Source organism: Sphingomonas sp. BLHR8 (assembly GCF_056821725.1).
In genome coordinates this window covers 639,529-662,297 of record NZ_JBPDIM010000001.1, presented here as the reverse complement: position 1 = coordinate 662,297, position 22,769 = coordinate 639,529, and the positions used below count along the sequence as shown (strand labels likewise).

At 66.5% G+C, this 22,769-nt stretch carries 19 protein-coding genes; 5 read left to right on the top strand and 14 right to left on the bottom strand.

The features are described from left to right. Positions 1-27: 27 nt before the first annotated feature. The 10 genes from ACRYJK_RS03325 to pgi all read right to left on the bottom strand — a co-directional run bounded on the left by ACRYJK_RS03325 (position 28) and on the right by pgi (position 12,514). Positions 28-462 carry a DUF488 domain-containing protein gene (locus tag ACRYJK_RS03325; RefSeq protein WP_482666162.1) on the bottom strand — a complete coding sequence of 145 codons (435 nt, stop codon included), beginning with the start codon at positions 460-462 and terminating at the stop codon, positions 28-30. Next, positions 462-818, bottom strand: coding sequence for a tRNA-binding protein (locus ACRYJK_RS03320; RefSeq protein WP_482666161.1), 357 nt, complete (start codon positions 816-818; stop codon positions 462-464). Before ACRYJK_RS03320 ends, ACRYJK_RS03325 begins: the two co-directional genes overlap by 1 nt. Next, on the bottom strand, positions 815-2,860 hold the full coding sequence (locus ACRYJK_RS03315) for an ATP-binding protein (protein ID WP_482666160.1): 2,046 nt from the start codon (positions 2,858-2,860) through the stop codon (positions 815-817). The genes ACRYJK_RS03320 and ACRYJK_RS03315 overlap by 4 nt, the downstream gene beginning before the upstream one ends. A 523-nt stretch (positions 2,861-3,383) precedes the next feature. Continuing rightward, positions 3,384-4,394 (bottom strand): biotin synthase BioB, encoded by a 1,011-nt coding sequence (bioB, locus tag ACRYJK_RS03310; RefSeq protein WP_482667387.1) that lies wholly within the window; start codon positions 4,392-4,394, stop codon positions 3,384-3,386. Next, positions 4,394-6,604, bottom strand: a complete 2,211-nt coding sequence (scpA, locus tag ACRYJK_RS03305; RefSeq protein WP_482666159.1) for a methylmalonyl-CoA mutase — start codon at positions 6,602-6,604, stop codon at positions 4,394-4,396. The genes bioB and scpA overlap by 1 nt, the downstream gene beginning before the upstream one ends. Before the next feature lies 1 nt (position 6,605). Next, complete coding sequence (locus ACRYJK_RS03300) at positions 6,606-7,394, bottom strand: enoyl-CoA hydratase-related protein (protein ID WP_482666158.1); 789 nt, start codon at positions 7,392-7,394, stop codon at positions 6,606-6,608. After that, complete coding sequence (gene mce / locus ACRYJK_RS03295) at positions 7,391-7,840, bottom strand: methylmalonyl-CoA epimerase (RefSeq protein ID WP_482666157.1); 450 nt, start codon at positions 7,838-7,840, stop codon at positions 7,391-7,393. Before mce ends, ACRYJK_RS03300 begins: the two co-directional genes overlap by 4 nt. Before the next feature lie 214 nt (positions 7,841-8,054). Continuing rightward, entirely contained in the window at positions 8,055-9,581 is a 1,527-nt protein-coding gene (locus ACRYJK_RS03290; RefSeq protein WP_482666156.1) for an acyl-CoA carboxylase subunit beta, read from the bottom strand. A gap of 69 nt (positions 9,582-9,650) precedes the next feature. Further along, positions 9,651-10,997, bottom strand: coding sequence for a glutathione-disulfide reductase (gene gor, locus ACRYJK_RS03285; RefSeq protein ID WP_482666155.1), 1,347 nt, complete (start codon positions 10,995-10,997; stop codon positions 9,651-9,653). Continuing rightward, on the bottom strand, positions 10,994-12,514 hold the full coding sequence (gene pgi / locus ACRYJK_RS03280) for a glucose-6-phosphate isomerase (RefSeq protein ID WP_482666154.1): 1,521 nt from the start codon (positions 12,512-12,514) through the stop codon (positions 10,994-10,996). Before pgi ends, gor begins: the two co-directional genes overlap by 4 nt. A 98-nt stretch (positions 12,515-12,612) precedes the next feature. Between pgi and lepB the strand changes: the two genes are divergently transcribed. Genes lepB through era form a run of 3 tightly spaced genes read left to right on the top strand, consistent with a single transcriptional unit; the run spans position 12,613 to position 15,079 of the window. After that, complete coding sequence (gene lepB / locus ACRYJK_RS03275) at positions 12,613-13,476, top strand: signal peptidase I (RefSeq protein WP_482666153.1); 864 nt, start codon at positions 12,613-12,615, stop codon at positions 13,474-13,476. Beyond that, positions 13,473-14,162, top strand: coding sequence for a ribonuclease III (gene rnc, locus ACRYJK_RS03270; protein ID WP_482666152.1), 690 nt, complete (start codon positions 13,473-13,475; stop codon positions 14,160-14,162). The genes lepB and rnc overlap by 4 nt, the downstream gene beginning before the upstream one ends. After that, positions 14,159-15,079, top strand: coding sequence for a GTPase Era (gene era, locus ACRYJK_RS03265; protein ID WP_482666151.1), 921 nt, complete (start codon positions 14,159-14,161; stop codon positions 15,077-15,079). Before rnc ends, era begins: the two co-directional genes overlap by 4 nt. Positions 15,080-15,099: 20 nt before the next feature. Here the strand turns inward: era and topA are convergent, their stop codons facing one another. From topA to plsY, 3 genes are all read right to left on the bottom strand, one after another. After that, positions 15,100-17,706, bottom strand: a complete 2,607-nt coding sequence (gene topA / locus ACRYJK_RS03260; RefSeq protein ID WP_482666150.1) for a type I DNA topoisomerase — start codon at positions 17,704-17,706, stop codon at positions 15,100-15,102. A 96-nt stretch (positions 17,707-17,802) separates the two neighbouring features. Further along, complete coding sequence (gene dprA, locus ACRYJK_RS03255; protein WP_482666149.1) at positions 17,803-18,915, bottom strand: DNA-processing protein DprA; 1,113 nt, start codon at positions 18,913-18,915, stop codon at positions 17,803-17,805. After that, positions 18,908-19,513: a glycerol-3-phosphate 1-O-acyltransferase PlsY gene (gene plsY / locus ACRYJK_RS03250; protein ID WP_482666148.1), complete on the bottom strand. Its 606-nt coding sequence runs from the start codon at positions 19,511-19,513 to the stop codon at positions 18,908-18,910. Before plsY ends, dprA begins: the two co-directional genes overlap by 8 nt. Before the next feature lie 125 nt (positions 19,514-19,638). Between plsY and murI the strand changes: the two genes are divergently transcribed. Both murI and hemA read left to right on the top strand, forming a co-directional pair. Further along, entirely contained in the window at positions 19,639-20,439 is an 801-nt protein-coding gene (gene murI, locus ACRYJK_RS03245; protein WP_482666147.1) for a glutamate racemase, read from the top strand. A 59-nt stretch (positions 20,440-20,498) separates the two neighbouring features. Continuing rightward, on the top strand, positions 20,499-21,713 hold the full coding sequence (gene hemA, locus ACRYJK_RS03240) for a 5-aminolevulinate synthase (protein WP_482667386.1): 1,215 nt from the start codon (positions 20,499-20,501) through the stop codon (positions 21,711-21,713). Between the two features lie 18 nt (positions 21,714-21,731). Here hemA and ACRYJK_RS03235 read toward each other — a convergent pair whose 3' ends face one another. Then, a complete protein-coding gene (locus tag ACRYJK_RS03235; protein ID WP_482666146.1) occupies positions 21,732-22,715 on the bottom strand; it encodes a threonine ammonia-lyase in 984 nt (327 codons plus the stop codon). Positions 22,716-22,769: the final 54 nt, after the last annotated feature.

Here is a 22,769-nt window from a genome sequence, read left to right as displayed (position 1 = left end):
CGCATCGTCAAGATCAATCGCGTGCGATTACGGCGTGAGGTCAATAACCTCGAAGTCGGCGAACATCGCTTCGGCGAGCAAACGGCGATGGCAGTGTTCAGGCGCGCGTTCGTAACAGAGGAGCGCAACCCGATGACCCTGTGCCAATTCGCGCAGTTCCGCCGCGGCTGCCATCGCTTCGGGCAGCTCCAGCTGACCTGCATAGATGCGCGCCAGTTCCGCGTCGTTGCCGCGCTTTGCTGCGGCGCGTCCGTCCGGCGGCGTACCGAGCGCACGATAATGACGGTAGGCCATCCCGACCCCTTCCGCGCCGGCGCGCAACGCGCTCTTTGAAAAGCCGGGGCGGCGCGATAGCGGGAGCTGGCGTACGTCGGCGAGCACCTCCACCCCCGCTTCGCGCAGCGCGCCCAGCACCGCGTCCTGCGTCGCCTGCTCGTAGCCGATCGTCCAGAGCTTGGGCATCAGTGCATCCGCGCGCCGTTGGGCACCGTGCCGTCGGGGGCGAGAAGGCGGATGGCGCCGCTTTCGTCCGACACGCCAAGGGTGAGGACCTCCGACATGAACGGGCCGATCTGGCGCGGCCGAAAGTTAACGACCGCGATGACCTGGCGACCGATCAACTCATCGGGCGCGTATTGTTCGGTGATCTGGGCGCTGCTGCGCTTCTCACCGATGTCCGCACCGAAATCGATGCGCAGTTTGAGCGCGGGTTTGCGCGCTTCGGGAAAGGCTTCGGCGCTGACGATGGTGCCGACGCGGATGTCGACCTGCGCGAACAGGTCGAACGCGATCGGGGGTGCGGGCGGCCCCGCGCTCATTCGAGCTCGAGGATGACCGCGTCGACCGCAAGGCTCTCGCCCTGCTGCGCGGCAACGCGTTTGACCGTGCCGGCCTTGGTCGCGCGGAGGATATTCTCCATCTTCATCGCCTCGACCACGGCAAGCGACTGACCGGGTTCGACCTTGTCGCCCTCCCCCACGTCGAGCCGCACGAGCAGGCCGGGCATCGGACAGATGAGGAAGCGCGAGAGGTCCGGCGCGGGCTTTTCGATCATGTGCGCCGCGAGCGGGGCGACGTGACCTGGCAGCACGCGCACGCGGTGGCGGGCGCCACGGGTGGTGAGCGTCATGCCGGTGCGATCGCGGGCGATGCCGATGTGGTAAGTTTCGGCCGCGTCGCCCTCGCCCAGCTCGATCGCGATCAGCCGGTCGCCGGGCTGATATTCGGTGGCAATGTGCAGCGGCGCGCCGTCGACACTGACCGCGTCGCCGTCGAGCACGACATCGTGGCTGGCGTCACCCAGTCGGACGCTCCACCGCGACGGCGGCGCGAGCCGGTCGCCGAGTTGGTCGGAGATGCGCCGCGCGCGGTCGGCGTGCGCGGTGGCGATGAAGGCGGCGACGCCCGTCAGCATGCGCCGCACCTCGTCGCTCGGCGGCGCGCCCTCGAACCCGTCGGGATATTCCTCGGCGATGAAGCCGGTGGTGAGTTCGCCCGAGCGGAAGCGCGGGTGCTGCATGATCGCCGAAAGGAAGTCGATGTTGTGCCCAAGCCCCTCGATCTCGAACGCGTCTAGCGCGGCGATTTGCAGGTCTGCGGCCTCGTCGCGCGACGGCGCCCAGGTGATGAGCTTGGCGATCATCGGATCGTAGAACATCGACACCTGACCGCCCTCGGTCACGCCGTCGTCGATGCGGATGCCGTCGACCCCGCGCGGGTTGTACGCGCCGCCCTCCCCCGGCCCGTCGTCCGCCCAACCGTCAACCGGCGGGCGGTAGCGGGTGAGGCGCCCGGTCGAGGGCAAAAAGCCGCGATAGGGGTCCTCGGCATAGACGCGGTTCTCGATCGACCAGCCGTCGATGCAGATATTCTCCTGCGTCATGGTGAGGCGCTCGCCCGCGGCGACGCGGATCATCTGCTCGACGAGGTCGATGCCGGTGATTGCTTCGGTCACCGGATGCTCGACCTGCAGCCGGGTGTTCATCTCGAGGAAGTAGAAGCTCTGCCCCGTCGGGTCCGCGCCCGAGACGATCAACTCGACCGTGCCGGCGCTGTGATAGCCGACCGCCCGGGCGAGCGCGACGCACTGCTCCCCCATCGCGCGGCGCATCTCCGGCGTGACGAAGGGCGACGGCGCCTCCTCCACCACCTTTTGATGTCGGCGCTGGATGCTGCACTCGCGCTCGTTGAGGTAGAGAATGTTGCCATGCCGGTCGCCGAGGATCTGAATTTCGATGTGGCGCGGGTTTTCGATGAACTTTTCGATGAAGACGCGGTCGTCGCCGAAGCTGTTGAGGCCTTCGCGCCGCGTCGCCTCGAACCCCTCGCGCACGTCGGCCTCGTTCCAGGCGAGCCGCATGCCCTTGCCCCCGCCGCCGGCGGAGGCCTTCATCATCACCGGGTAGCCGATGTCGCCGGCGATGCGCACCGCATGCTCGGTATCCTCGATCTCACCGACGAACCCAGGCACGACGTTCACCCCGGCGGCGGCGGCGATGCGCTTGCTTTCGATCTTGTCGCCCATCGCGGCGATCGCTGTCGGCGGCGGGCCGATGAAGGCGATGCCCTCCGCCGCCAACGCCTCGGCAAAGCTGGTGCGTTCGGATAGGAAGCCGTAGCCCGGGTGGACTGCCTCGGCGCCCATCTGCTTGGCCGCGGCGATGATCTTGTCGGCGACGAGGTAGCTTTCCGCCGCGGGCGACGCGCCGATATGCACCGCCTCATCCGCGAGCCGGACGAACTTCGCCCCCGCATCGGCGTCGGAATAAACCGCCACCGTCGCAATGCCCATCCGCCTAGCAGTCTTGATGACACGGCAGGCAATCTCCCCGCGGTTGGCGATCAGGATTTTGGTGAACATCTAAGGCCTCTGCCAACGAGAGTAGAAAGCGTAAAGGAGAAGTGCGCCTGCTTCGATCGCTAGCCCGCGCCACATTATGAGGCTTGGCGCATATTGCTTCATCGCGAGGCAGCGGATGTCATCGGCGCAATTCCCCAAAATGGATCCAAACCAGTCTAAGCCAGTCCAGAGAAACCATCCTACACTAAAGAGTAACAAGAGAATTCGACCCGGTGTGCGCTTCGCTTCCATGCCACCACTCCTCCGCTACCATCGTTCGAAACGCCAGCCTCGGGCCTCGGCGATTTCGCAGCGCTGGGCAAATTTCAATGCTTCACTCGCAAGAGGAAAACGCGGCGACGCACCAAATTGCGAAGGGTAATGCAGCAATCTTTATCAGCTCAGCAAGGATTGCGACTTCTCGGCCAACCTGGGTATTCAATCTCAGGCACCCATGGAACGAGTTGCAAAGCAAAAAGTGCAAACGAAATCCACGCAAGCAGCTCCACAGTGTAAAGTGTGAAGCAGAAGGTCATCACCTTCCTCATTCGGCCGCGCACGCTCGCTCTTTGATGCGCATCGGCTCCCCGCCCTGCATTGCCGTCAGCCCGAGCCGCGCGAACATGGCGCTGTCCTTGTCGTCTCCGGCGTTGGCGGCGGTCAGAAGCTTGTCGCCGGTGAAGATCGAGTTGGCGCCGGCCATGAAGCAGAGCGCCTGCGTCGCCTCGCTCATGCTTTCGCGGCCGGCGGAGAGGCGGACCATGCTCATCGGCATGGTGATGCGCGCCACCGCAACGGTGCGGACGAATTCGATGTCGTCGATCTTGGCCATCGGCGTGTCGGCGAGCATGTCGCCAAGCACCGTGCCCTTGATCGGCACCAGCGCGTTGACCGGCACGCTCTCGGGATGCTGCGGCAGCGTCGCGAGCGTGTGAACGAAGCCGACGCGATCCTCGCGCGTCTCGCCCATGCCGACGATGCCGCCCGAGCAGACGTTGATCCCCGCCGCGCGCACCTGCGCCAGCGTGTCGAGCCGGTCGCCCATCGTCCGCGTGGTGATCACCTCTTTATAGCGCTCGGGCGAGGTGTCGATGTTGTGGTTATAATAATCGAGCCCCGCTTCGGCGAGCAACCGCGCCTGCGCGTCGGTCAGCATGCCCAGCGTCATGCACGTCTCGAGCCCCATCGCGCGCACGCCGCGCACCATCTCGACGATGGCGGGCATGTCGCGGTCCTTGGGATTGCGCCACGCCGCGCCCATGCAGAAGCGTTGCGAGCCCGCATCTTTCGCTTCAGCGGCGCGCTGGAGCACTCGGCGCACGTCCATCAGCTTGGTCGCCTTGACCCCGCTGTCGGCGTGGACCGACTGGGAGCAATAGCCGCAATCCTCGGGGCAGCCGCCGGTCTTGATGGAAAGGAGCGTGCATAGCTGCACCTCGTCCGCCGCATGGTGCGCGCGGTGAACGCTGGCGGCGCGGAAGACGAGCTCGGTGAACGGCAGATCGAACAGCGCGGCGATCTCCTCGCGCGTCCAGTCGGTGCGAACTTCGGCGATCACGCGGCTTCCTCCAGCGGGGGCATGTTGTGGCCGAGCAGGCGCAGCACGTCGGCGGCACATTCGACCACATTGGAGCCGGGGCCGTAGATGCCCTGCACCCCGGCGTCGCGCAAGAAGTCGTAATCCTGCGGCGGGATGACGCCGCCCGCGATGACCTTGACGTCGCTGCGCCCCGCGGCGCGCAGGCCTTTGATCAGATCAGGGATCAGCGTCTTGTGCCCTGCCGCGAGGCTGGACGCGCCGACCACGTCCGCGCCGCTGTCGATCGCAAGCACAACCGTTTCCTCCGGCGTCTGGAATAGCGGGCCGCTGGTCACGTCAAAGCCTAGATCGCTGAACGCCGAGGCGATCACGTTGGCGCCGCGATCATGCCCGTCCTGCCCCATCTTGGCGACGAGCAGCCTGGGCGCGCGACCGAGCCGGCGCGCGACCGCCTCCACCCCGACGCGCACTTGATTATAGCGATTGTCGCCGGCGTAGGCGGGACCATATATGCCGCGCACAGGTTCAGGCTGCGTCGCATAGCGCCCGAACGCCGCCTCCATCGCGTCGCTGATCTCGCCCAACGTGGCGCGAGCCCGTGCCGCCGCAACGGCGAGCGCCAGAAGGTTCGCGTCGCCACGCGCGCCTGCGGTCAGCGCGTCTAGCGCGGCACGGCACGCCACCTCATCCCGCGACGCGCGGACACGTTCGAGCCGCGCGATCTGCGCCGCACGCACCGCCGCATTGTCGACCTCAAGCGTGTCGAGCGGCGCTTCTTCGGGCAGGCGATATTTGTTGACCCCGACGATGACGTCATCGCCCCGGTCGACCCGCGCCTGTCGCGCGGCGGCGGCTTCCTCGATCAACTGCTTGGGCCAGCCGGAAACGACCGCTTGCGTCATGCCGCCTTCGCCGTCGACGCGGTCGATCAGCGCCTGCGCTTCGTCGACCAGCGTCTGCGTCAGCGCCTCGACATAATAGGAGCCGCCGAGCGGATCTACGACGCGCGTGATCCCGCTCTCCTCCGCCAGCACGATCTGCGTATTGCGGGCGATGCGTGCCGAGAAATCGGTCGGCAGCGCGATCGCTTCGTCGAGCGCATTGGTATGGAGGCTCTGCGTGCCACCAAGCACCGCGGCCATCGCCTCGATCGTGGTGCGGATGACGTTGTTGTAGGGGTCCTGCTCCTGCAGCGAAACGCCCGACGTCTGGCAGTGGGTGCGGAGCATCTTGGAGCGCTCATCGCGCGCGCCGAGCCCGTCCATCGCCCGGTGCCACAGCGTCCGCGCCGCGCGCAGCTTCGCCACCTCCATGAAGAAGTTCATGCCGATGCCGAAGAAGAAGCTGAGCCGCCCGGCGAACTTGTCGATGTCGAGCCCCGCGGCGACCGCGCGGCGGACATATTCCTTGCCATCGGCGATGGTGAACGCGAGCTCCTGCACCGCCGTCGCTCCGGCCTCGTGCATATGATAGCCGGAGATCGAAATACTGTTGAACTTCGGCATGTTGGCCGACGTATATGCGATAATGTCCGAGACGATCCGCATGCTCGGTTCGGGCGGGTAGATGTAGGTGTTGCGGACCATGAACTCCTTCAGAATGTCATTCTGAATCGTCCCGTCGAGCTGCGCCTGAGCGACGCCCTGCTCCTCCGCCGCGACGATGAAGAAGGCGAGAATCGGGATCACCGCGCCGTTCATGGTCATGCTGACCGACATCTGATCGAGCGGAATGCCGTCGAACAGGATCTTCATGTCCTCGACGCTGTCGATCGCCACGCCCGCCTTGCCGACGTCGCCGACCACGCGCGGGTGATCGCTGTCGTAGCCGCGGTGAGTGGCGAGGTCGAAGGCAACCGAGAGACCCTTTTGCCCCGCGGCCAAGTTGCGGCGGTAAAAGGCGTTGGACTCCTCGGCGGTCGAGAAACCCGCATATTGGCGGATCGTCCAGGGCCGCCCGGCATACATCGACGCCCGCACCCCGCGCGTGAACGGCGCGAAGCCGGGAAGGCCCGGATCGCGCGCAACATCTTCCCCTGTATACAGCGGCTTGATCGCGAAACCTTCGGGCGTTTGCCAATCGAGGTCGCGCCCCTTGACCTCTCTCGCCGCCGCTTCCCGCCAGTGCGCGACGGTGGGCGAGGCGGTCGTAGCGCTCGTCTCGGCGCGCGGGGCGGCGCCGCAATCTTCGCCGAGGTTGGTTTCGATGCGCGGTTCGGTGGACAAATCAGCGGCCCTCGAAGCTCGGAGTGCGTTTCTGGAGGAAGGCCATCGCGCCCTCCATGGCGTCTGCGCTGTCGCCGGCTATGCGCTGGTTGTCGGCCTCCGCGTTGAGTGCGCTCGCATAATCGCTCTCGAGCGCGGCGGTCAGCCCCTGACGCATCAGCCCGATCGCCAGCGTCGGCCCGCGTGCGAGCCGCTCCGCCAACGCCATCGCCTCAGCGTGGACCGCATCGTCGGGGACGCATTTGTGGATAAGCCCCCAGTCGGCCGCTTTGGGCCCGTGGATGCGCTCGCCCAGCAGCATCATCTCGGTCGCACGCGCCTTGCCGACGAGGCGGGTGAGCATCCACGATGCGCCGCCGTCGGGCACCAACCCGATGTTGACGAACGCCTGCAGGAAATAGGCGCCCTCCCCCGCGACGACGAAATCGCAGGCGAGCGCCAGGCTGCACCCGACCCCCGCCGCTGGCCCATTGACCGCCGCGACGGTCGGCACGCCAAGCTTCGAGAGCTTGATCATCGTCGGGTTGTAGCTGGTGGTGAGCGCCTGATAGGCGCCTTCCCCGCCGCTGACGGTGCGCTCCCCCCGCGCCGCAAGGTCGGCGCCGGAGCAAAAGGCCCGCCCCTCGCCACGGATCACCAGCGCGCGCGCCCCCGCGAGCCCGTCGTCGAGCACCGCGCCGATCTCGTCGAACATCTGTGGCGGCGCGGCATTCAGCCGCTCGGGCCGGTTCAGCGTCAGCACGGCGACGCCGTCATCGCCGGTTTCGAAGCGGATCGTTTCGTAGCTCATGCGTGGCTCCCGTGGCCGACCTTTGGCGTCTCCATGATCTCCGTGAGGATGCCCTGGCAGTCCTTGGGGTGCACGAAGAAGATCGGCGTCCCATGCGCCCCAATCCGCGTCGGCCCGAGGATGCGCTTGCCCAGCCCCTCAAACCACGCGCGCGCCTCGGCAATGTCGGAGACCTCGTAACAGAGGTGATGCTGCCCGCCGTCGGGGTTCTTCTCGAGAAACCCCGCGATCGTCGCGTTGCCGGGGAGCGGCTCGATCAGTTCGATCTGCGTCCCTGCGCCGCCGCCCGCCCCGGGGGTGTCGATGAAGCAGACCTTCACCCCCTGCTCGGGCAGGTCGAACGGCTCACCGATCTCCGTCGCGCCCATGACATCACGGTAATGGGAGATGCTGTCAGCGATCGAAGGCGTCGCGACGCCGACGTGATTGAGGCGTCCGAGTTTCACAGGCTTCTCCAAAAACAAATCAGCGATAGCGCGCCCATGTAAAGCGCTCCCACAAGGGTTAGGCCCATCACGAACTTGAAAATGGTCGGGTTGGCAGACTTTCTCGCCCCGCCAATCCCAATTCCGACATATCCGGTCTTTCGCCCACGCCAGAAGTTTAGCGAAAGTGCCGCAAACAACGCTGCCATCAAAAAGCAAAAGGCCGGAGGAACACTCACAACGGGATGTTGTCGTGCTTCTTCCACGGGTTTTCGAGCGCCTTCCCCCGCAGCTTGCGTAGGCCGAGCGCGATGCGGCGGCGGGTGGAGTGGGGGTAGATCACTTCGTCGATGTAGCCGCGGGAGGCGGCGACGAAGGGGTTGGCGAAGCGGGCTTCATATTCGCGCGTCTTCTCCGCCTGTTCCTCGGCGCTCATGCCGCGAAAGATGATCTCGACCGCGCCCTTGGCACCCATGACCGCGATCTCAGCGGTGGGCCAAGCGTAGTTGAGGTCGCCACGAAGGTGCTTCGACGCCATGACGTCATAGGCGCCACCATAGGCCTTGCGGGTGATGACGGTAATTTTGGGCACGGTCGCTTCGGCATAGGCAAACAGCAGCTTGGCGCCGTGCTTGATGATGCCATTGTGCTCCTGCGCACTGCCGGGAAGGAAGCCGGGCACGTCGACCAACGTCACGATCGGAATCTCGAACGCGTCGCAGAAGCGGACGAAACGCGCCGCCTTCTTGCTCGAATTGATGTCGAGCACGCCCGCGAGCACCATTGGCTGATTGGCGACGATACCTACCGTGCGCCCTTCGATGCGCCCAAACCCGCAGATGATGTTGCCGGCGTGGGCGGGCTGCACCTCGAAGAAATCGCCTTCGTCGACCACCTTCACGATCAGTTCGTGCATGTCGTAGGGCTGATTGGCGCTCGGCGGGATCAGCGTGTCGAGACTGTCGTCAACACGGTCCCACGGATCGCTCGACGGCCACTCAGGCAGCTCCGACCGGTTCGACGCGGGCAGAAAATCGATGAAGTCGCGTGCGGCGAGCAGCGCCTCGATATCGTTGTCGTAAGCCACGTCGGCAACGCTCGAGCGCGTGGTGTGCGTGACGGCACCGCCCAACTCCTCCTGCGTCACAACCTCGTTCGTCACCGTTTTGACGACGTCGGGACCGGTGACGAACATGTAGCTCGAATCCTTCACCATGAAGATGAAGTCGGTCATCGCCGGCGAATAGACCGCGCCGCCGGCGCAGGGTCCCATGATCAGCGAAATCTGCGGAATAACGCCGCTTGCCAGGACGTTACGTTGGAACACCTCAGCATAACCGCCAAGTGAGGCAACGCCTTCCTGAATGCGCGCGCCGCCGCTGTCGTTGAGGCCAATGACCGGCGCGCCGACCTTCATCGCCATGTCCATAACCTTGCAGATCTTCTGCGCGTGACGTTCGGACAGCGATCCGCCGAAGACGGTAAAATCCTGGCTGAAGACGAACACCAGCCGTCCGTTGATGGTGCCCGATCCGGTGACGACGCCGTCGCCAGGTATCTTCGTCCGCTCCATGCCAAAGTCGGTGCAATTATGCTCGACATACATGTCGAGCTCCTCGAACGACCCCTCGTCCAGCAGCACGTCGAGCCGTTCGCGCGCGGTCAGCCGCCCCTTGGCGTGCTGGGCGTCGATGCGGCGCGGTCCACCGCCCGCCTTGGCCGCCGCGCGACGCGCCTCGAGTTCGGCGATGTTTGCCGACATGCACTTTCACTCCCAACGTTCCGCCGTTCCCTACGGCACGGCGGGAGCCGGGGGTCAACCCCGAGCCGGTCAGCGCATCAGCACGAGCTCTTCCGCCATGCTCGGGTGAAGCGCCACGGTCTGGTCGAACTGCGCCTTCGTCAGCTTCGCCTGCACTGCGATCGCCGCGGCCTGGAGAATCTCGGGCGTCTCCGGTCCGATCATGTGTAGCCCCAGCACCTGATCGGAAGCGGCGTCGACCACCATCTTGTAGAGCGCGCGCTCCTCATGCCCGGCCAGCACCGCCTTCATCGGCCGGAATTCGCTCGTATAGATATGCACCGTGCCATAGCGGTTGCGCGCTTCCGCTTCAGTGAGGCCGACCGACGCGAGCGGCGGCTGCGAAAAGACAGCCATCGGGATCAGGTCGTGGTCGATGGCGCGCGGTCCATGACCAAAGAGCGTGTCCGCGACCGCGTGCCCTTCGCGAATGGCGATGGGGGTGAGCTGCACCCGATCGGTCACGTCGCCGACCGCATAGATATGATCGACGCTGGTCTTGCTGAAACGGTCGACAGCGATGGCCCCCGCATCGTTGAGCGCGACGCCCGCCGCCTCGAGCCCCAGTCCTGCGACGTTCGGCCGGCGCCCGGCGGCGAACATGACCACATCCGCATCGAGGGGCTGGGTTCGCCCGCCTGTGCGTACCGACAAAGCGTCGCCCTTCTGCTCAATTGTCTCCAACGGCGCGTTTAGTCGAAACTGAATTCCGCGGGCCATTGCGAGCTGAAGCAGACGATCACGGATTGACTGGTCATAACCTCTCAAGATCGTGTCGGACCGGTTGACGACCGTCACTTCTGACCCGAACGCGTTGAATATTCCCGCAAATTCGTTCGCGATATAGCCGCCGCCAACGATGGCGATCCGGCGCGGCAATTCGGGCAGGTGAAAAGCTTCGTTCGAAGTGATGCCGAATTCTTTGCCTGGAACGTCCGGAACATCGGGCCACCCGCCCACGGCGATCAGAATATGGCGAGCGGTGACGGTCGATCCCGACGAAAGCGCGATGCGATGATCACCGAGCAGGGTCGCGCGCGCCTCGAACAGCTTCACGCCCGCGTTGACGAGCGCCTGGCGGTAGAGACCTTCGAGCCGGGTAACATCGTTCTGAACGGCGTCGCGGAGACTCGGCCAATCGAAACGCGCTGCCTCCACCGTCCAACCAAACGCCGCCGCATCAGCGAGTTCGTGCGAGAAGCTCGCAGCATATGCTAGCATCTTCTTGGGCACGCAGCCACGGATGACGCAGGTGCCGCCGACGCGATATTCTTCCGCGACGGCTACGCGCGCGCCGTGGCCGGCTGCGATGCGAGCGGCGCGCACCCCGCCCGACCCGCCGCCGATGACGAAGAAGTCGAAATCAAACTCGCTCATGCTGCGGCTCCGCCAAACACGGCCTCGAGCAGCGCGGCGCTCGCGGGGTCGGCGGCCTCCGCCTCCGGATCGTCAAAACGCTTCGCCATTTCCTTACCCAATTCCACGCCATGCTGATCGAACGGATTGATCCCGAGAAGGACCGCATGGGCGTAAGTGCGGTGCTCGTAGAAGGCGATCAAGGCACCCAACGTCCTTGCGTCCAGCGTCTCCAGCAGGATCGTCGTCGAAGGGCGGTTGCCGGGATGGGTGACGTTGCCGTCCGCGGCGGCGCGCCCCTCCGCAAGCGCGGCGCCTTGCGCGATTGCGTTGCCCAGCAGGGCGCGGTGATGGGCTTCGTCGAGGTCGTGGCCCGGTTCGATCACCGCGACGAACTCCACGGGAACGACGTGCGTGCCCTGATGCAGCAACTGAAACACGGCATGTTGTGCGTCGGTCCCGACCCCGCCCCAGGTGATCGGAGCGCTTGGTCGTCCAAGCGGCGAGCCATCCGCGCGGACCGACTTGCCATTCGATTCCATCTCCAGTTGCTGGAGATAGGGTGGCAACAACCGCAACCGTTCGTCATAGGCGAACACCGCACGCGTCTCGGCGCGGACGACTTGCGAATAGAACAGGTCGACAAAGGCGGCGTAGAGGGGGACATTCTCCGCTGCCCGAGCGTCGCGGAAATGTTCATCGACGCACCGCCCCCCGGCGAGCAGCTCCTCGAAACGATCCCACCCCAGCGCCAGCGCCACCGGAAAGCCGATTGACGACCAGATCGAATATCGGCCGCCGACGGTCTGTGCGAACGGGAGAATACGGGTGTCGTCGACGCCGAACTCCACCGCCTTGTCGGGCGAAGCGGTCAACGCGACAACGCGGGACAGCGGATCCTCCACCCCGCCCTCGCGCAGCCAGTCGATCGCCGACGCAGCATTAAGCATGGTCTCCGCCGTGGTGAAGGTTTTCGAGGCGATTGCGACCATGGTGGTGCGCGGATCGAGGTCGCGCGTCGCCTCGGTCAACGCCGCGCCATCGACATTGCTGACCACTCGCACGTCCACGCTCGCATCGTCGCGGCCCAACGCATCGATCAGCAGGGCCGGGCCGAGCGCCGAGCCGCCGATGCCGATGTGCAGCAACGAGCGCACCGGGCCGAACAGGCCGCCGCGGATGGCTTCAACAAGAGCGCGCATCCGCTGGTGAAGCAGCGTGGCCAGCGCGACAGCCTCGTCCGAGCCAAGCCCACGCTCCGCCGTGTGCTCGGCCGGGCGGCCCTCCGACCGATTGACGATGTCGCCCGCGAACAGCGCGCGGCGCTGCGCATCAAATCCGCGTTCCTCGGCCAATGCGAGAAACCCCCCGATCACCTCGGCGTCGAAATGCGTGCGGGTCCAGTCGAAGCGGATCCCCGCCAGCGTTCGCACAAGTGTGGCGTTGCGTTCGCGGTCCTGCACCAGCGTCGATAATGGCGGGCGGTTCGCCAGCGAGGCGATGCGCGCCCAGCCAGGATGCTCTTCGTTCATGTTCATTCCTTGAGGCTGTTTCGGGCGTTACTGTCATCCCTGGCGGCGAGCAATCATCGACCAGAGCGCTTGACGGCGCGGGAGCACCCGCACCATGGCGCGGCATGGCAGATGGCCCGCCCTCCGCGCTCGAAGCGCACAGTTTGCCCACGCCCCGGCGGCGCGGCGAAGCGCCATCGGACCTGCGATCGATGCTGCTGTTCCTCGTGCGGTTCGGCCTGGTGGTTCTGGCCATTCGCATTTTCGTGGTGTCGACGTTCAACATCCCGTCGGAATCGATGCAGCCGCGGCTGTGGGTCGGCGACTTCCTGATCGTCGACAAGACGCGCTATGGCTGGTCCCGATACAGCGTGCCCTACAACTGGCCGCTCATTCCCGGACGCATATTTCATCGCCAGCCGGAGCGCGGCGACGTTGTCGTCTTCAAACACCCGATCGACGGTACGGACTATGTAAAGCGAGTGATCGGGTTGCCGGGTGACACGGTGCAGGTCGTTGATGGTCAACTGATCCTTAACGGACAGGCGGTCGCTCGCCGCCGCGTTGCAGATTTCATCATCCCTGTATCGCCCAACATGCTCGGCCGGGGCGAGCCGCCCTGTTTCCTGCCGCGGTTCGAGGAGGCGGCGGCAAATGGGGGACGGGAATGTCGCTACCCCCAGGTTGAAGAGCAGTTGCCCAAAGGTCGGCGATATGAGGTGCTGGATCTGGTCGACACCGATGCGGACTTCACCGGGGTCTATCAAGTGCCGCCCGGCCACATGTTCGTCATGGGCGACAACCGGGACCGGAGCTACGACAGCCGCTTTCCCGCCGCGGCGGGCGCCGGGGTGGGAGTCGTGCCGCAAGACCGCCTGGTCGGTCGCGCGCTCGTGACCGTCTTTTCAACCGACGGCTCCGCCATCTGGTACAAACCCTGGACGTGGTTCACCGCGACCCGTGCGGACCGCATCGGAGAAGGCTTTTGAGCGAAGCTGCGGACCTTGCCGCGCTGACGCGGGCGCTCGGCCATCAGCCGACGGACCCGTCGCTGTTCGTCGCGGCGCTCACCCACGGCAGCCATTTGCAGAGACGAAACGACAGCGCGACTTACGAGCGGCTGGAATTTCTGGGCGATCGCGTGCTCGGTCTGGTGGTCGCGGACGCGCTGTTCCGCCGCTTTCCGGGCGAGCCCGAAGGCATGCTGTCACTTCGTCTCAACTCGCTGGTCAGTCGCCAGCGCTGTGCAGAGGTCGCCCGCGAGCTCGGCATTGCGCCGCTGATCCGGCTCGGACGGCAGGCGCATGACGATGGCGGCCGGGATAGCGACAACATTCTCGGCGATGTGGTGGAGGCCTTGATTGGCGCGCTTTACATCGACGGGGGCATCGCTGTGGCGCAGGCGTTTGTCCTGCAAGCCTGGGACCGGCACTTCGAGGCCCCGGCGGGCGCCAGCAAGCACCCCAAGGCGGCACTGCTGGAATGGGCAGCCCGCGCTAAACGCAAACCCCCCGAATATCGCTTGCTCAATCGGTCAGGGCCCGACCACGCCCCCCGCTTCACCGTCAGCGTGAACGTCGCAGGGGGCGAGGCGATCGGCGAGGGGAGCAGCAAGGGTGAAGCCGAGACGCGTGCTGCCGCCGCCCGCCTTGCCGAGCTTGAAGGATCGTTATGACCGAAACCGACCCGTCCGCCGTCTACCAGCAACGCTGTGGCTTTGTCGCAGTGCTCGGCGCGCCCAATGCGGGCAAGTCGACGCTTGTAAACGCCCTTGTCGGGCAGAAGGTCGCGATCACCAGCGCCACGCCGCAAACCACGCGCACGCGGGTGATCGGCGTGGCGATCGAGGGTGGCGCGCAGATCGTCTTGACCGACACGCCCGGGATCATGGCCCCGCGGCGAAGGTTGGAGCGCGCCATGGTCGCGGCGGCGTGGGGCAGCGCCGAAGGCGCGGATGCGCTGCTGTTCGTCGTCGACGCGGCGCGCGGGCTCGATGCCAAGGCGAGCGCCGTACTCGACACCCTGTCGCAGCGACGCGAACCGAAGCTGCTGGTCATCAACAAGGTCGACCTGGCACGCAAGGACGCGCTTCTGGCGCTTGCAAGCGACATCAACGCGCGGCTCGCGTTCGACGAACTGTTCTTCGTCGCGGCAGCGAGCGGCGACGGCGTGGCCGATTTCAAAGCCCATCTCGCGACCCGCATGCCGCCGCAACCCTGGCACTTTCCCGCCGACGAGGTGAGCGACGTCAGCGAGCGATTGCTGGCGGCGGAAATCACTCGAGAGCAGCTCTTCCGTCAGCTTCGCGCCGAGCTGCCCCACGACAGCGCCGTCGAGACGGAAAAATTCACGACGCGCCCGGATGGGAGCATCGAGATCCATCAGCAGGTTTTGGTCGCGCGCGACAGTCAGAAGGCGATCGTGCTCGGCAAAGGCGGCTCGCGCATCCGCGCGATCGGCACCGCCGCGAGGACGGAGATCGCGGAGCAGCTAGGGCACCCGTGCCACCTCTACCTTCACGTCAAGGTGAAGCCCGATTGGGATGAGGACAGGGCGCTCTACCGTGACATCGGCCTCGACTGGGTGGAGTAATCGCGGCTCGGACGGCGACGTCAGCTGTCGTCGCCATCCGCATCTGCTGTCGGCGAGCTCGCCTTCTTGGCCGGCGTTTTCTTCGCGCGACCGGTCGCTGCACCCTTTTTCGTAACAGGCTTCTTGGTAGCGGGCTTTCGGCCCTTCTTCGGCGCGGGGCCTTTGGCCAGCTTGGCGTCGATCAGCGATGCGGCCTCCTCCAGCGTCACCGCATCCTTGTCAGCGCTCTTTGGCAAAGTCGCATGCGTGGTCCCGTCGCTGACGTACGGGCCGAAACGCCCATCGAGCAATTTGATCGTCGCGCCCGATACCGGGTGCGCGCCGAGCTCCTTGCCGGCCGGCCTTGCCGGGCGCCCGCCGCGAGCGTTACCTTCTGCGATCCGGGTCACCGCCGCGTTCATCCCGATCTCAAGCGCGTCCTGCGTCGACTCAAGCTTCGTATATTTGCCCGCGTGCAGGAGATAGGGCCCGTACCGGCCGAGACCGGCCTGGATGAGCTCGCTGGTTTCAGGATGTCGCCCAACCTCGCGTGGCAGTGCCAGCAGGCGTAGCGCCAGCTCAAGGTCGAGCGATCCGGCCACATCCGCGGGGATGGAACTCCGCTTCGCATCCTTGCCCTCGCCAAGCTGGACGTAAGCGCCGAACCGGCCATTCTTCCGGGTGACGTCGAGCCCCGTAGCCGGGTCTTGGCCCAACACCTCATCCTCGCCGCCCCCCTCGCCATCGCCCTGACCGAACCGCCGAGTGAAGCTGCATTCGGGATAGTTGGAACAGGCGACGAAACTGCCGAAACGGCCGCCTCGCAAAGCCAGGCGTCCGTCCCCGCACTTTGGGCAGAGCCGCGGATCGCTGCCGTCGCCTTTGTCGGGAAACAGCCACGGTCCGAGAAATTCGTCGAGCGCTGCGGTGACGTCGCTCGGCCGCTGCTCCATCACCTCCGCCGTGCGCGGCTTGAAGTCGCGCCAGAAAGTCTCGAGCAACTTCAGCCAGTTCTCCCGGCCACCGGAGACATCGTCGAGCTGCTCCTCAAGCGCTGCGGTGTAGTCATCTGCGACATAGCGCGCGAAGAAACGCTCGAGAAACGCCGTCAGCAGGCGCCCGCTTTCCTCCGGCTTGAACCGCCCCTTGTCGAGCTGGACGTAACCACGATCCTTCAGCACCTGCAGGATCGAGGCGTAAGTCGATGGACGCCCGATTCCGAGCTCCTCCAGCCGCTTGACGAGGCTGGCTTCGGAGAAGCGCGGGGGCGGCTGGGTGCTGTGCTGATGCGCGTCGGCGCCCCGCAGCGCGGGCGCATCCCCTTCGCGCATCACAGGCAAAAGACGAGCGTCGTCCTCCTCGCCGTCGCTGCCGCGCGTCGGCGCAGCCGCTTCATCGCGACCCTCTTCGTAGAGGGCGAGGTAGCCGGGGAAGCGCACCACCTGCCCAGTCGCGCGGAGAACCAGCTGGCCGGTGCCGTCGACCAGATCGACACTGGTTCGCTCAAGCTGTGCCGACGCCATCTGGCTCGCCAGCGCCCGCTTGAAGACGAGCTCGTACAGTCGCGCATGATCGCCGCTGCCGGCACGCTCGCGCGTGAAATCGGTCGGCCGGATCGCTTCATGCGCTTCCTGAGCGTTCTTCGCCTTGCTCTTGTAAACTCTCGGTTTATCGGGAACGTAGGCGCCGCCGTCGCGGTAGCGTTCGGCGATGGCCCGGCGAGCGTCGGAGATGGCACTGTCGTCCATCTGCACGCCATCGGTCCGCATGTAGGTGATCAGCCCGTCTTCGTAGAGCCCCTGTGCGACGCGCATGGTGTGGCTCGCGGAAAAGCCGAGTTTGCGCGCCGCCTCCTGTTGCAGGCTCGACGTCGTGAAGGGCGGCGGCGGGTTGCGCGTGAGCGGCTTGGTTTGAACGTTGCGCACCATCAGCCGCGCCGCCACCACAGCCGCCCGAGCGCGCTCAGCCGTGCCCGCATCGGCGATGCTGAGGCGCTCCAGCTTTTTGCCTTCGAACTGAACGAGGCGCGCGTCGAACGCGGTTCCGCCATGCTCGAGATGGGCGATGACCGACCAGTAATCCTGCGCCCGGAACGCCTCGATCTCGCGCTCACGGTCGACGATGAGCCGCAGCGCGACCGACTGCACGCGGCCGGCCGATTTTGCACCCGGCAGCTTTCGCCACAGCACGGGCGACAGCGTGAAGCCGACGAGATAGTCGAGTGCGCGACGGGCGCGGTAGGCGTCGATCAGATCGTCATCGAGAGCACGGGGCGCGGCCATGGCGGCGGTCACCGCGGGCTTGGTGATCGCGTTGAAGGTCACGCGATCGACCTTGGATGGCAGCGCCTTTTTCTGGCGCAACACTTCCTGCAGGTGCCAGCTGATCGCCTCCCCCTCCCGGTCGGGGTCGGTGGCGAGGATCAGCCGCTCGGCCCCCTTGGCAGCATCGGCAATTTCCTTCAGCCGCTTGGCCTTGTCGGGATAGGTTTCCCAGCTCATCGCAAAGTCGGCGTCGGGGTCCACCGAACCGTCCTTCGGCGGCAGGTCGCGGACATGCCCGTACGATGCGAGCACGCGGAAATCGCGGCCGAGATAGCCTTCGATGGTCTTCGCCTTGGCGGGCGATTCGACGATGACGAGCTGCATGGCGGGTCAGTTATTCTTTCGTGCTTGCGTGCTGCCCGCGTACGCACGCGTGCGCGCGCAGGCCTATGTGCGAGTCTGGGCGGCTGTCGCGAGCGGTCAAGCGATGGCGCTGACCCGCCCTCCCGCGTGACGCTCGACCCGCCCGGCGAGTTCCAGATCGAGCAGAATGTGGCCGACCGCCGCCGCGCCAAGCCCGGACTGCCGGGCCAATTCGTCGACCGACACGGCCACCGGTCCGAGGAGCGCCGACAGACGTTGGGCTGCATTGTTCGGCGATGCCTCCTCCAGCAGCTCATCCGGCGCAGCGGCAAAATCGAAAACCGGTGATGCGACCTGGGGGCGCAAGTGCGCGGGATCGATCGGCGCCAACGCCTCGATCACGTCCTCCGCGCTCTGCACCAGCGTCGCACCATCGCGGATAAGGCCGTTGCATCCTTGCGCGCGCGGGTCGAGCGGACTGCCTGGCACTGCCATGACTTCGCGCCCCGCGTCGCCCGCCATGCGCGCGGTGAGCAGCGAGCCCGAGCGGGGTGCCGCCTCGACCACCAGCGTTCCGAGCGCAAGCCCGGCGATGATGCGGTTGCGGTGCGGGAAATTGCGCGCGAGCGGCTCCACTCCGGGCGGTTGTTCGGTGATGACCAACTGCTCATCGCCCAGCCGCTGTTGCAGCGGCGCATTCTCCGGGGGAAAGCTGATGTCGATGCCGCTGCCAATCACCGCGACGGTGTCCCCACGCTCCGCCGCGCCGACATGTGCTGCGGTATCGATGCCGCGAGCAAGCCCGCTGACGACGGTCACCCCCGCCTCCCCGAGCTCCTGCGCAATTTGCCGGGCAAACCGGCAGGCGGCGGCCGACGCGTTGCGCGCGCCCACGATCGCCACAATGCGCCGCGTCAGCAGCTCCACCCGCCCGCGGACGATCAGCACCGCGGGGGCATTCTCAAGCTGACGCAGCAGTGGCGGGTAGTCGGGGTCGTCCACGAACAAATGCCGCGCGCCGAACGCCGCAACGCGGGCCATCTCGGCCTCGACCGCCGAGAGGGGCGCGGCAGCAAAAGCCTGTCCTCCCGCGTTTCGAACGAGCTGCGGCAACGCGTCGAGCGCCGCCGAAGCACTGCCGAAGCGGCGCACGAGCTGGCGGTAGGTGACCGGTCCAACGCGCCGGGTGCGTGCAAGGCGCAGGCGGTCGCGCGTAGCCACGTCACTCATGCGGACGAGCTTTGGCGCGACCGACCTTGGGCTCGGTCCCCGCGAACAACCGGCCGATGTTCGAGCGGTGCGCCCATAGAACGAGCAGGGCGAGCGCAATCGCCGCCGGTAGGAGCGCGCCCCGCCCAATCGCCCACAACGTCACCGGGAGGCTGACTGCTGCAACCATGCTGCCGACCGACGAAAAACGGGTCAGCGCCACCGTGCCGACCCACAGCACCGCGTAGACGAGCCCGGCGACTGGCGCGAGCACCCACGCGACGCCCATCAGCGTTGCCGCGCCCTTGCCCCCACGGAAGCGCAGCCAAACGGGGTAGATGTGCCCGAGCACTGCCAGAGCACCGGCCGCCGGCGCCGCGTCGGGCGCGAACCATAGCGCCAGCAGCACCGCGACGCCGCCCTTGATCAGATCGAGCAGCAGCGTCGCTGCGGCGAGATCCTTGCGGCCGGTGCGCAGCACATTGGTCGCCCCGATCGCCCCTGACCCGATTGCGCGAACGTCGCCCGCCCCGCCGAGCCGCGCCAGCAGGAGCCCGAACGGTATCGATCCGAGCAGATATGCTGCGATCATGACCAGGATCGGCGTCCAGACGATCATGCCCTGTTCCCCTCCACACGTGTTCGCGGACTGTTCGGTAGGCGGCAGACGTAGCCGCCACAAGGGGGCGCTGCTCGTGACGCGCTTGCCCGGCGACGCGCTCCCCCGCTAGGCGCGCGGTCATCATGACGCCGACGCCCAGCGACCCGATCCTCATCTTCGACAGCGGTGTCGGTGGGCTGACGGTGCTGCGTGAAGTCCGCGCGCGGATGCCAGATATGCCGCTGGTCTACGCCGCCGACCGCGCCGGCTTCCCCTACGGAACGAAGAGCGAGGCGGAGATCGCGGCGCGTGTGCCGGCGCTGCTCGGGCGCCTCGTCGAGCGGTTCCACCCGCGCCTCGCCGTGATTGCTTGCAACACCGCGTCCACCATCGCCCTGCCCGCGGTGCGAGCTGCCCTCGACCTGCCGATCGTGGGCACGGTGCCGGCGATCAAGCCCGCCGCGGCGATCAGCACGACGCGCGTGATCGGCGTGCTCGGCACGCAGGCGACCGTACGCCAGCCCTATGTCGACCGCCTCGCCGCGGAGTTCGCATCCGACTGCACCATCGTCCGCCACGGTGCGCCAGAACTGGTCGAACTGGCGGAGGCGAAATTGCGCGGGGAGCCGACCGAAATCGGCGCCGTGGCCGCGGCGATCGCGCCGATGTTCGCAGCGCCCGCCGGCGATGCGATCGACGTCCTCGTTCTCGCCTGCACGCACTTTCCGCTGCTGTCGGACGAAATCGCAGCCGCAGCACCACAGAGCGTCACGCTGATCGACGGGAGCGCCGGGATCGCGCGACGATGCGAGGTACTCAACGGCGACCGCCCCGCGGAGCGCGTCGCTCCCGATCGGGCGGTGTTCACCGGGACGGAGGCGGTCTCCCCGACGCTCGCCGCGGCGCTGCGCAGCTTCAGCCTGGAGCGCGTCGAAACCCTGTAATTCTTGAGAGTCGTTCGCGCTCGCATCGGCGGTCACGGGGCGCTATGCGGCTGCGCACGATGGACTATCAGCATCAGTTCGAGCGCGCGATCGAACGGCTCCACGCCGAAGGTCGCTATCGCGTCTTCATCGACATCCTGCGCAACAAGGGGATGTTCCCCAACGCGCGCTGCTTCGCCGGGCACAACGGGCCTAAGCCGATCACCGTCTGGTGCTCGAACGATTATCTCTCGATGGGCCAGCATCCGGATGTGATCGCGGCGATGGAGGGCGCGCTGCACGACGTCGGCGCGGGCTCGGGCGGCACGCGCAATATCGGCGGCAACACGCACTATCACCTCGACCTCGAGGCCGAACTCGCCGACCTGCACGGCAAGCAGGCGGCGTTGCTGTTTACCTCCGGGTACATCTCTAACGAAGCGACGCTGTCGACGCTGGGCAAGGTGCTGCCGGGGCTGATCATCTTTTCCGACGAATTGAACCACGCTTCGATGATCGCGGGGATTCGCGGCGCCGGCTGCGAGAAACGCGTGTTTCGCCACAACGACCTCGCTCATCTCGAGGAGATGCTGGCGGAGGCGGACCCCGACGCGCCTAAGCTGATCGCGTTCGAGAGCGTCTATTCGATGGACGGTGACATTGCGCCCATCGACGCCATTTGCGACCTCGCCGACAAATATGGCGCGCTCACCTATTGCGACGAGGTGCACGCGGTGGGGATGTACGGCCCGCGCGGCGGCGGCATCACCGATCGCGACGCCGTGGCGGACCGGGTAACAATCATCGAAGGCACGCTCGCCAAGGCGATCGGCGTCATGGGCGGTTACATCGCCGCTGATCAGGTCATCGTCGACGTCGTGCGCAGCTATGCCCCCGGCTTCATCTTTACGACGTCGCTGTCGCCGGTGCTCGTCGCCGGTGCACTGGCAAGCGTGCGGCACCTCAAAGCCTCCAGCGTCGAGCGCGAGGGGCAACAGGCAGCGGCGGCGCGGTTGAAGGCGATGATGGCGGACGCGGGGCTGCCGGTGATGGCCTCGGAAACGCATATCGTGCCGCTGATGGTTGGCGATCCCGTGCGCGCCAAGCGGATTAGCGACATCCTGCTCGCCGAGTATGGTGTCTATGTGCAGCCGATCAATTTCCCCACGGTCCCCCGCGGGACCGAACGACTGCGTTTCACCCCCGGCCCGAGCCACGACGAAGCGATGATGCGCGAGCTCGTCGACGCGCTGAGCGAAATCTGGGAACGACTGGAGATGCGAAAGGCGGCTTAGCGTCCCGCCCATCGAGAGCTAGGACTGGGCCAACAGCCGCGCGTAAACGTCGGCGTCGACATTCCCACCCGACAGCGTCAGGCATAGTCCTTCGCGCGGTTCGACCTTTGCAGCCAGCACCGCGGCCAGTGCCACGGCGCCGCTCGGTTCGACGACCAGCCGCAGCCGATCGAAGGCAGAGCGCATCGCGGTTTCGACTTCTGACTCACTAACCGTCACCGCCCGCGCTCCAGCGGCGCTCAGCACCGCCAGCGTGCGGTCGGCGATCATCGGTGTCTGGATGGCATCGCACAGCGTAGGCGGCGGATTGGCGGCGACGGGCACCGCGTAGCCCGCAAGCAAGCTCCGGCCCGCGTCGTCCCAGCCCTCCGGCTCGACAATCGTCAGCGCCACGCCGGGCGAGGCGAGCGCGATGCCGCTCGCCAGCCCGCCGCCGCCGCAACATGCCACCCACTCGGCCGGGGCGCGCCCGGCGAGCGCCTGCAATTGTGCCGCCGCCTCGACCGCGAGGCTGCCCTGCCCTTCGATCACCCATGCATCGTCGAAGCTCGGCACCACCGTCGCGCCACGCTCGTCGGCAAGGCGGGCGGCGATGTCTTCGCGCGATTCGCTGTACCGGTCGTAAAGCACCACCTCTGCCCCGAGCGCGCGCGTGTTGCCGACCTTTTTCGCGGGCGCATCGAGCGGCATGACGATCGTGGCGGGCACACCCAGCCGCTTCGCCGCCCACGCCACCCCTTGCGCATGGTTGCCGCTGGAGAACGCAACGACGCCCTGTGCGCGCTCCGCCGGAGACAGATCCGTCAGCCGATGCCAGGCGCCGCGGATCTTGAACGCGCCGATCGGTTGGAGGCACTCCGCCTTGCACCAGAGCGTGACGCCCTCGACCTCCAGCGGCAGCAGCGGGGTCGGCGGCAGGATCGCGGCGACCTTGGCCGCAGCGTCGAGCACGCCCTGGCGCGTGGGCTGACGATCGGCGGATAAGGGGGTGGGGTTCGGCATCTCTTTCCCTTATGGCACGGCGGAAGCGGCGGCGCAGCGTCCGCCTTGAGCGAA

Bases quoted from the DNA above. Each gene is read 5' to 3' on its own strand.
- ACRYJK_RS03320 (WP_482666161.1), bottom strand. From the start codon at position 818: ATGAGCGCGGGGCCGCCCGCACCCCCGATCGCGTTCGACCTGTTCGCG.
- ACRYJK_RS03325 (WP_482666162.1), bottom strand. From the start codon at position 462: ATGCCCAAGCTCTGGACGATCGGCTACGAGCAGGCGACGCAGGACGCG.
- dprA (WP_482666149.1), bottom strand. From the start codon at position 18,915: ATGAGTGACGTGGCTACGCGCGACCGCCTGCGCCTTGCACGCACCCGG.
- ACRYJK_RS03290 (WP_482666156.1), bottom strand. From the start codon at position 9,581: ATGTCGGCAAACATCGCCGAACTCGAGGCGCGTCGCGCGGCGGCCAAG.
- murI (WP_482666147.1), top strand. From the start codon at position 19,639: ATGACGCCGACGCCCAGCGACCCGATCCTCATCTTCGACAGCGGTGTC.
- hemA (WP_482667386.1), top strand. From the start codon at position 20,499: ATGGACTATCAGCATCAGTTCGAGCGCGCGATCGAACGGCTCCACGCC.
- topA (WP_482666150.1), bottom strand. From the start codon at position 17,706: ATGCAGCTCGTCATCGTCGAATCGCCCGCCAAGGCGAAGACCATCGAA.
- ACRYJK_RS03315 (WP_482666160.1), bottom strand. From the start codon at position 2,860: ATGTTCACCAAAATCCTGATCGCCAACCGCGGGGAGATTGCCTGCCGT.
- plsY (WP_482666148.1), bottom strand. From the start codon at position 19,513: ATGATCGTCTGGACGCCGATCCTGGTCATGATCGCAGCATATCTGCTC.
- lepB (WP_482666153.1), top strand. From the start codon at position 12,613: ATGGCAGATGGCCCGCCCTCCGCGCTCGAAGCGCACAGTTTGCCCACG.
- ACRYJK_RS03300 (WP_482666158.1), bottom strand. From the start codon at position 7,394: ATGAGCTACGAAACGATCCGCTTCGAAACCGGCGATGACGGCGTCGCC.
- gor (WP_482666155.1), bottom strand. From the start codon at position 10,997: ATGAGCGAGTTTGATTTCGACTTCTTCGTCATCGGCGGCGGGTCGGGC.
- era (WP_482666151.1), top strand. From the start codon at position 14,159: ATGACCGAAACCGACCCGTCCGCCGTCTACCAGCAACGCTGTGGCTTT.
- pgi (WP_482666154.1), bottom strand. From the start codon at position 12,514: ATGAACATGAACGAAGAGCATCCTGGCTGGGCGCGCATCGCCTCGCTG.
- ACRYJK_RS03235 (WP_482666146.1), bottom strand. From the start codon at position 22,715: ATGCCGAACCCCACCCCCTTATCCGCCGATCGTCAGCCCACGCGCCAG.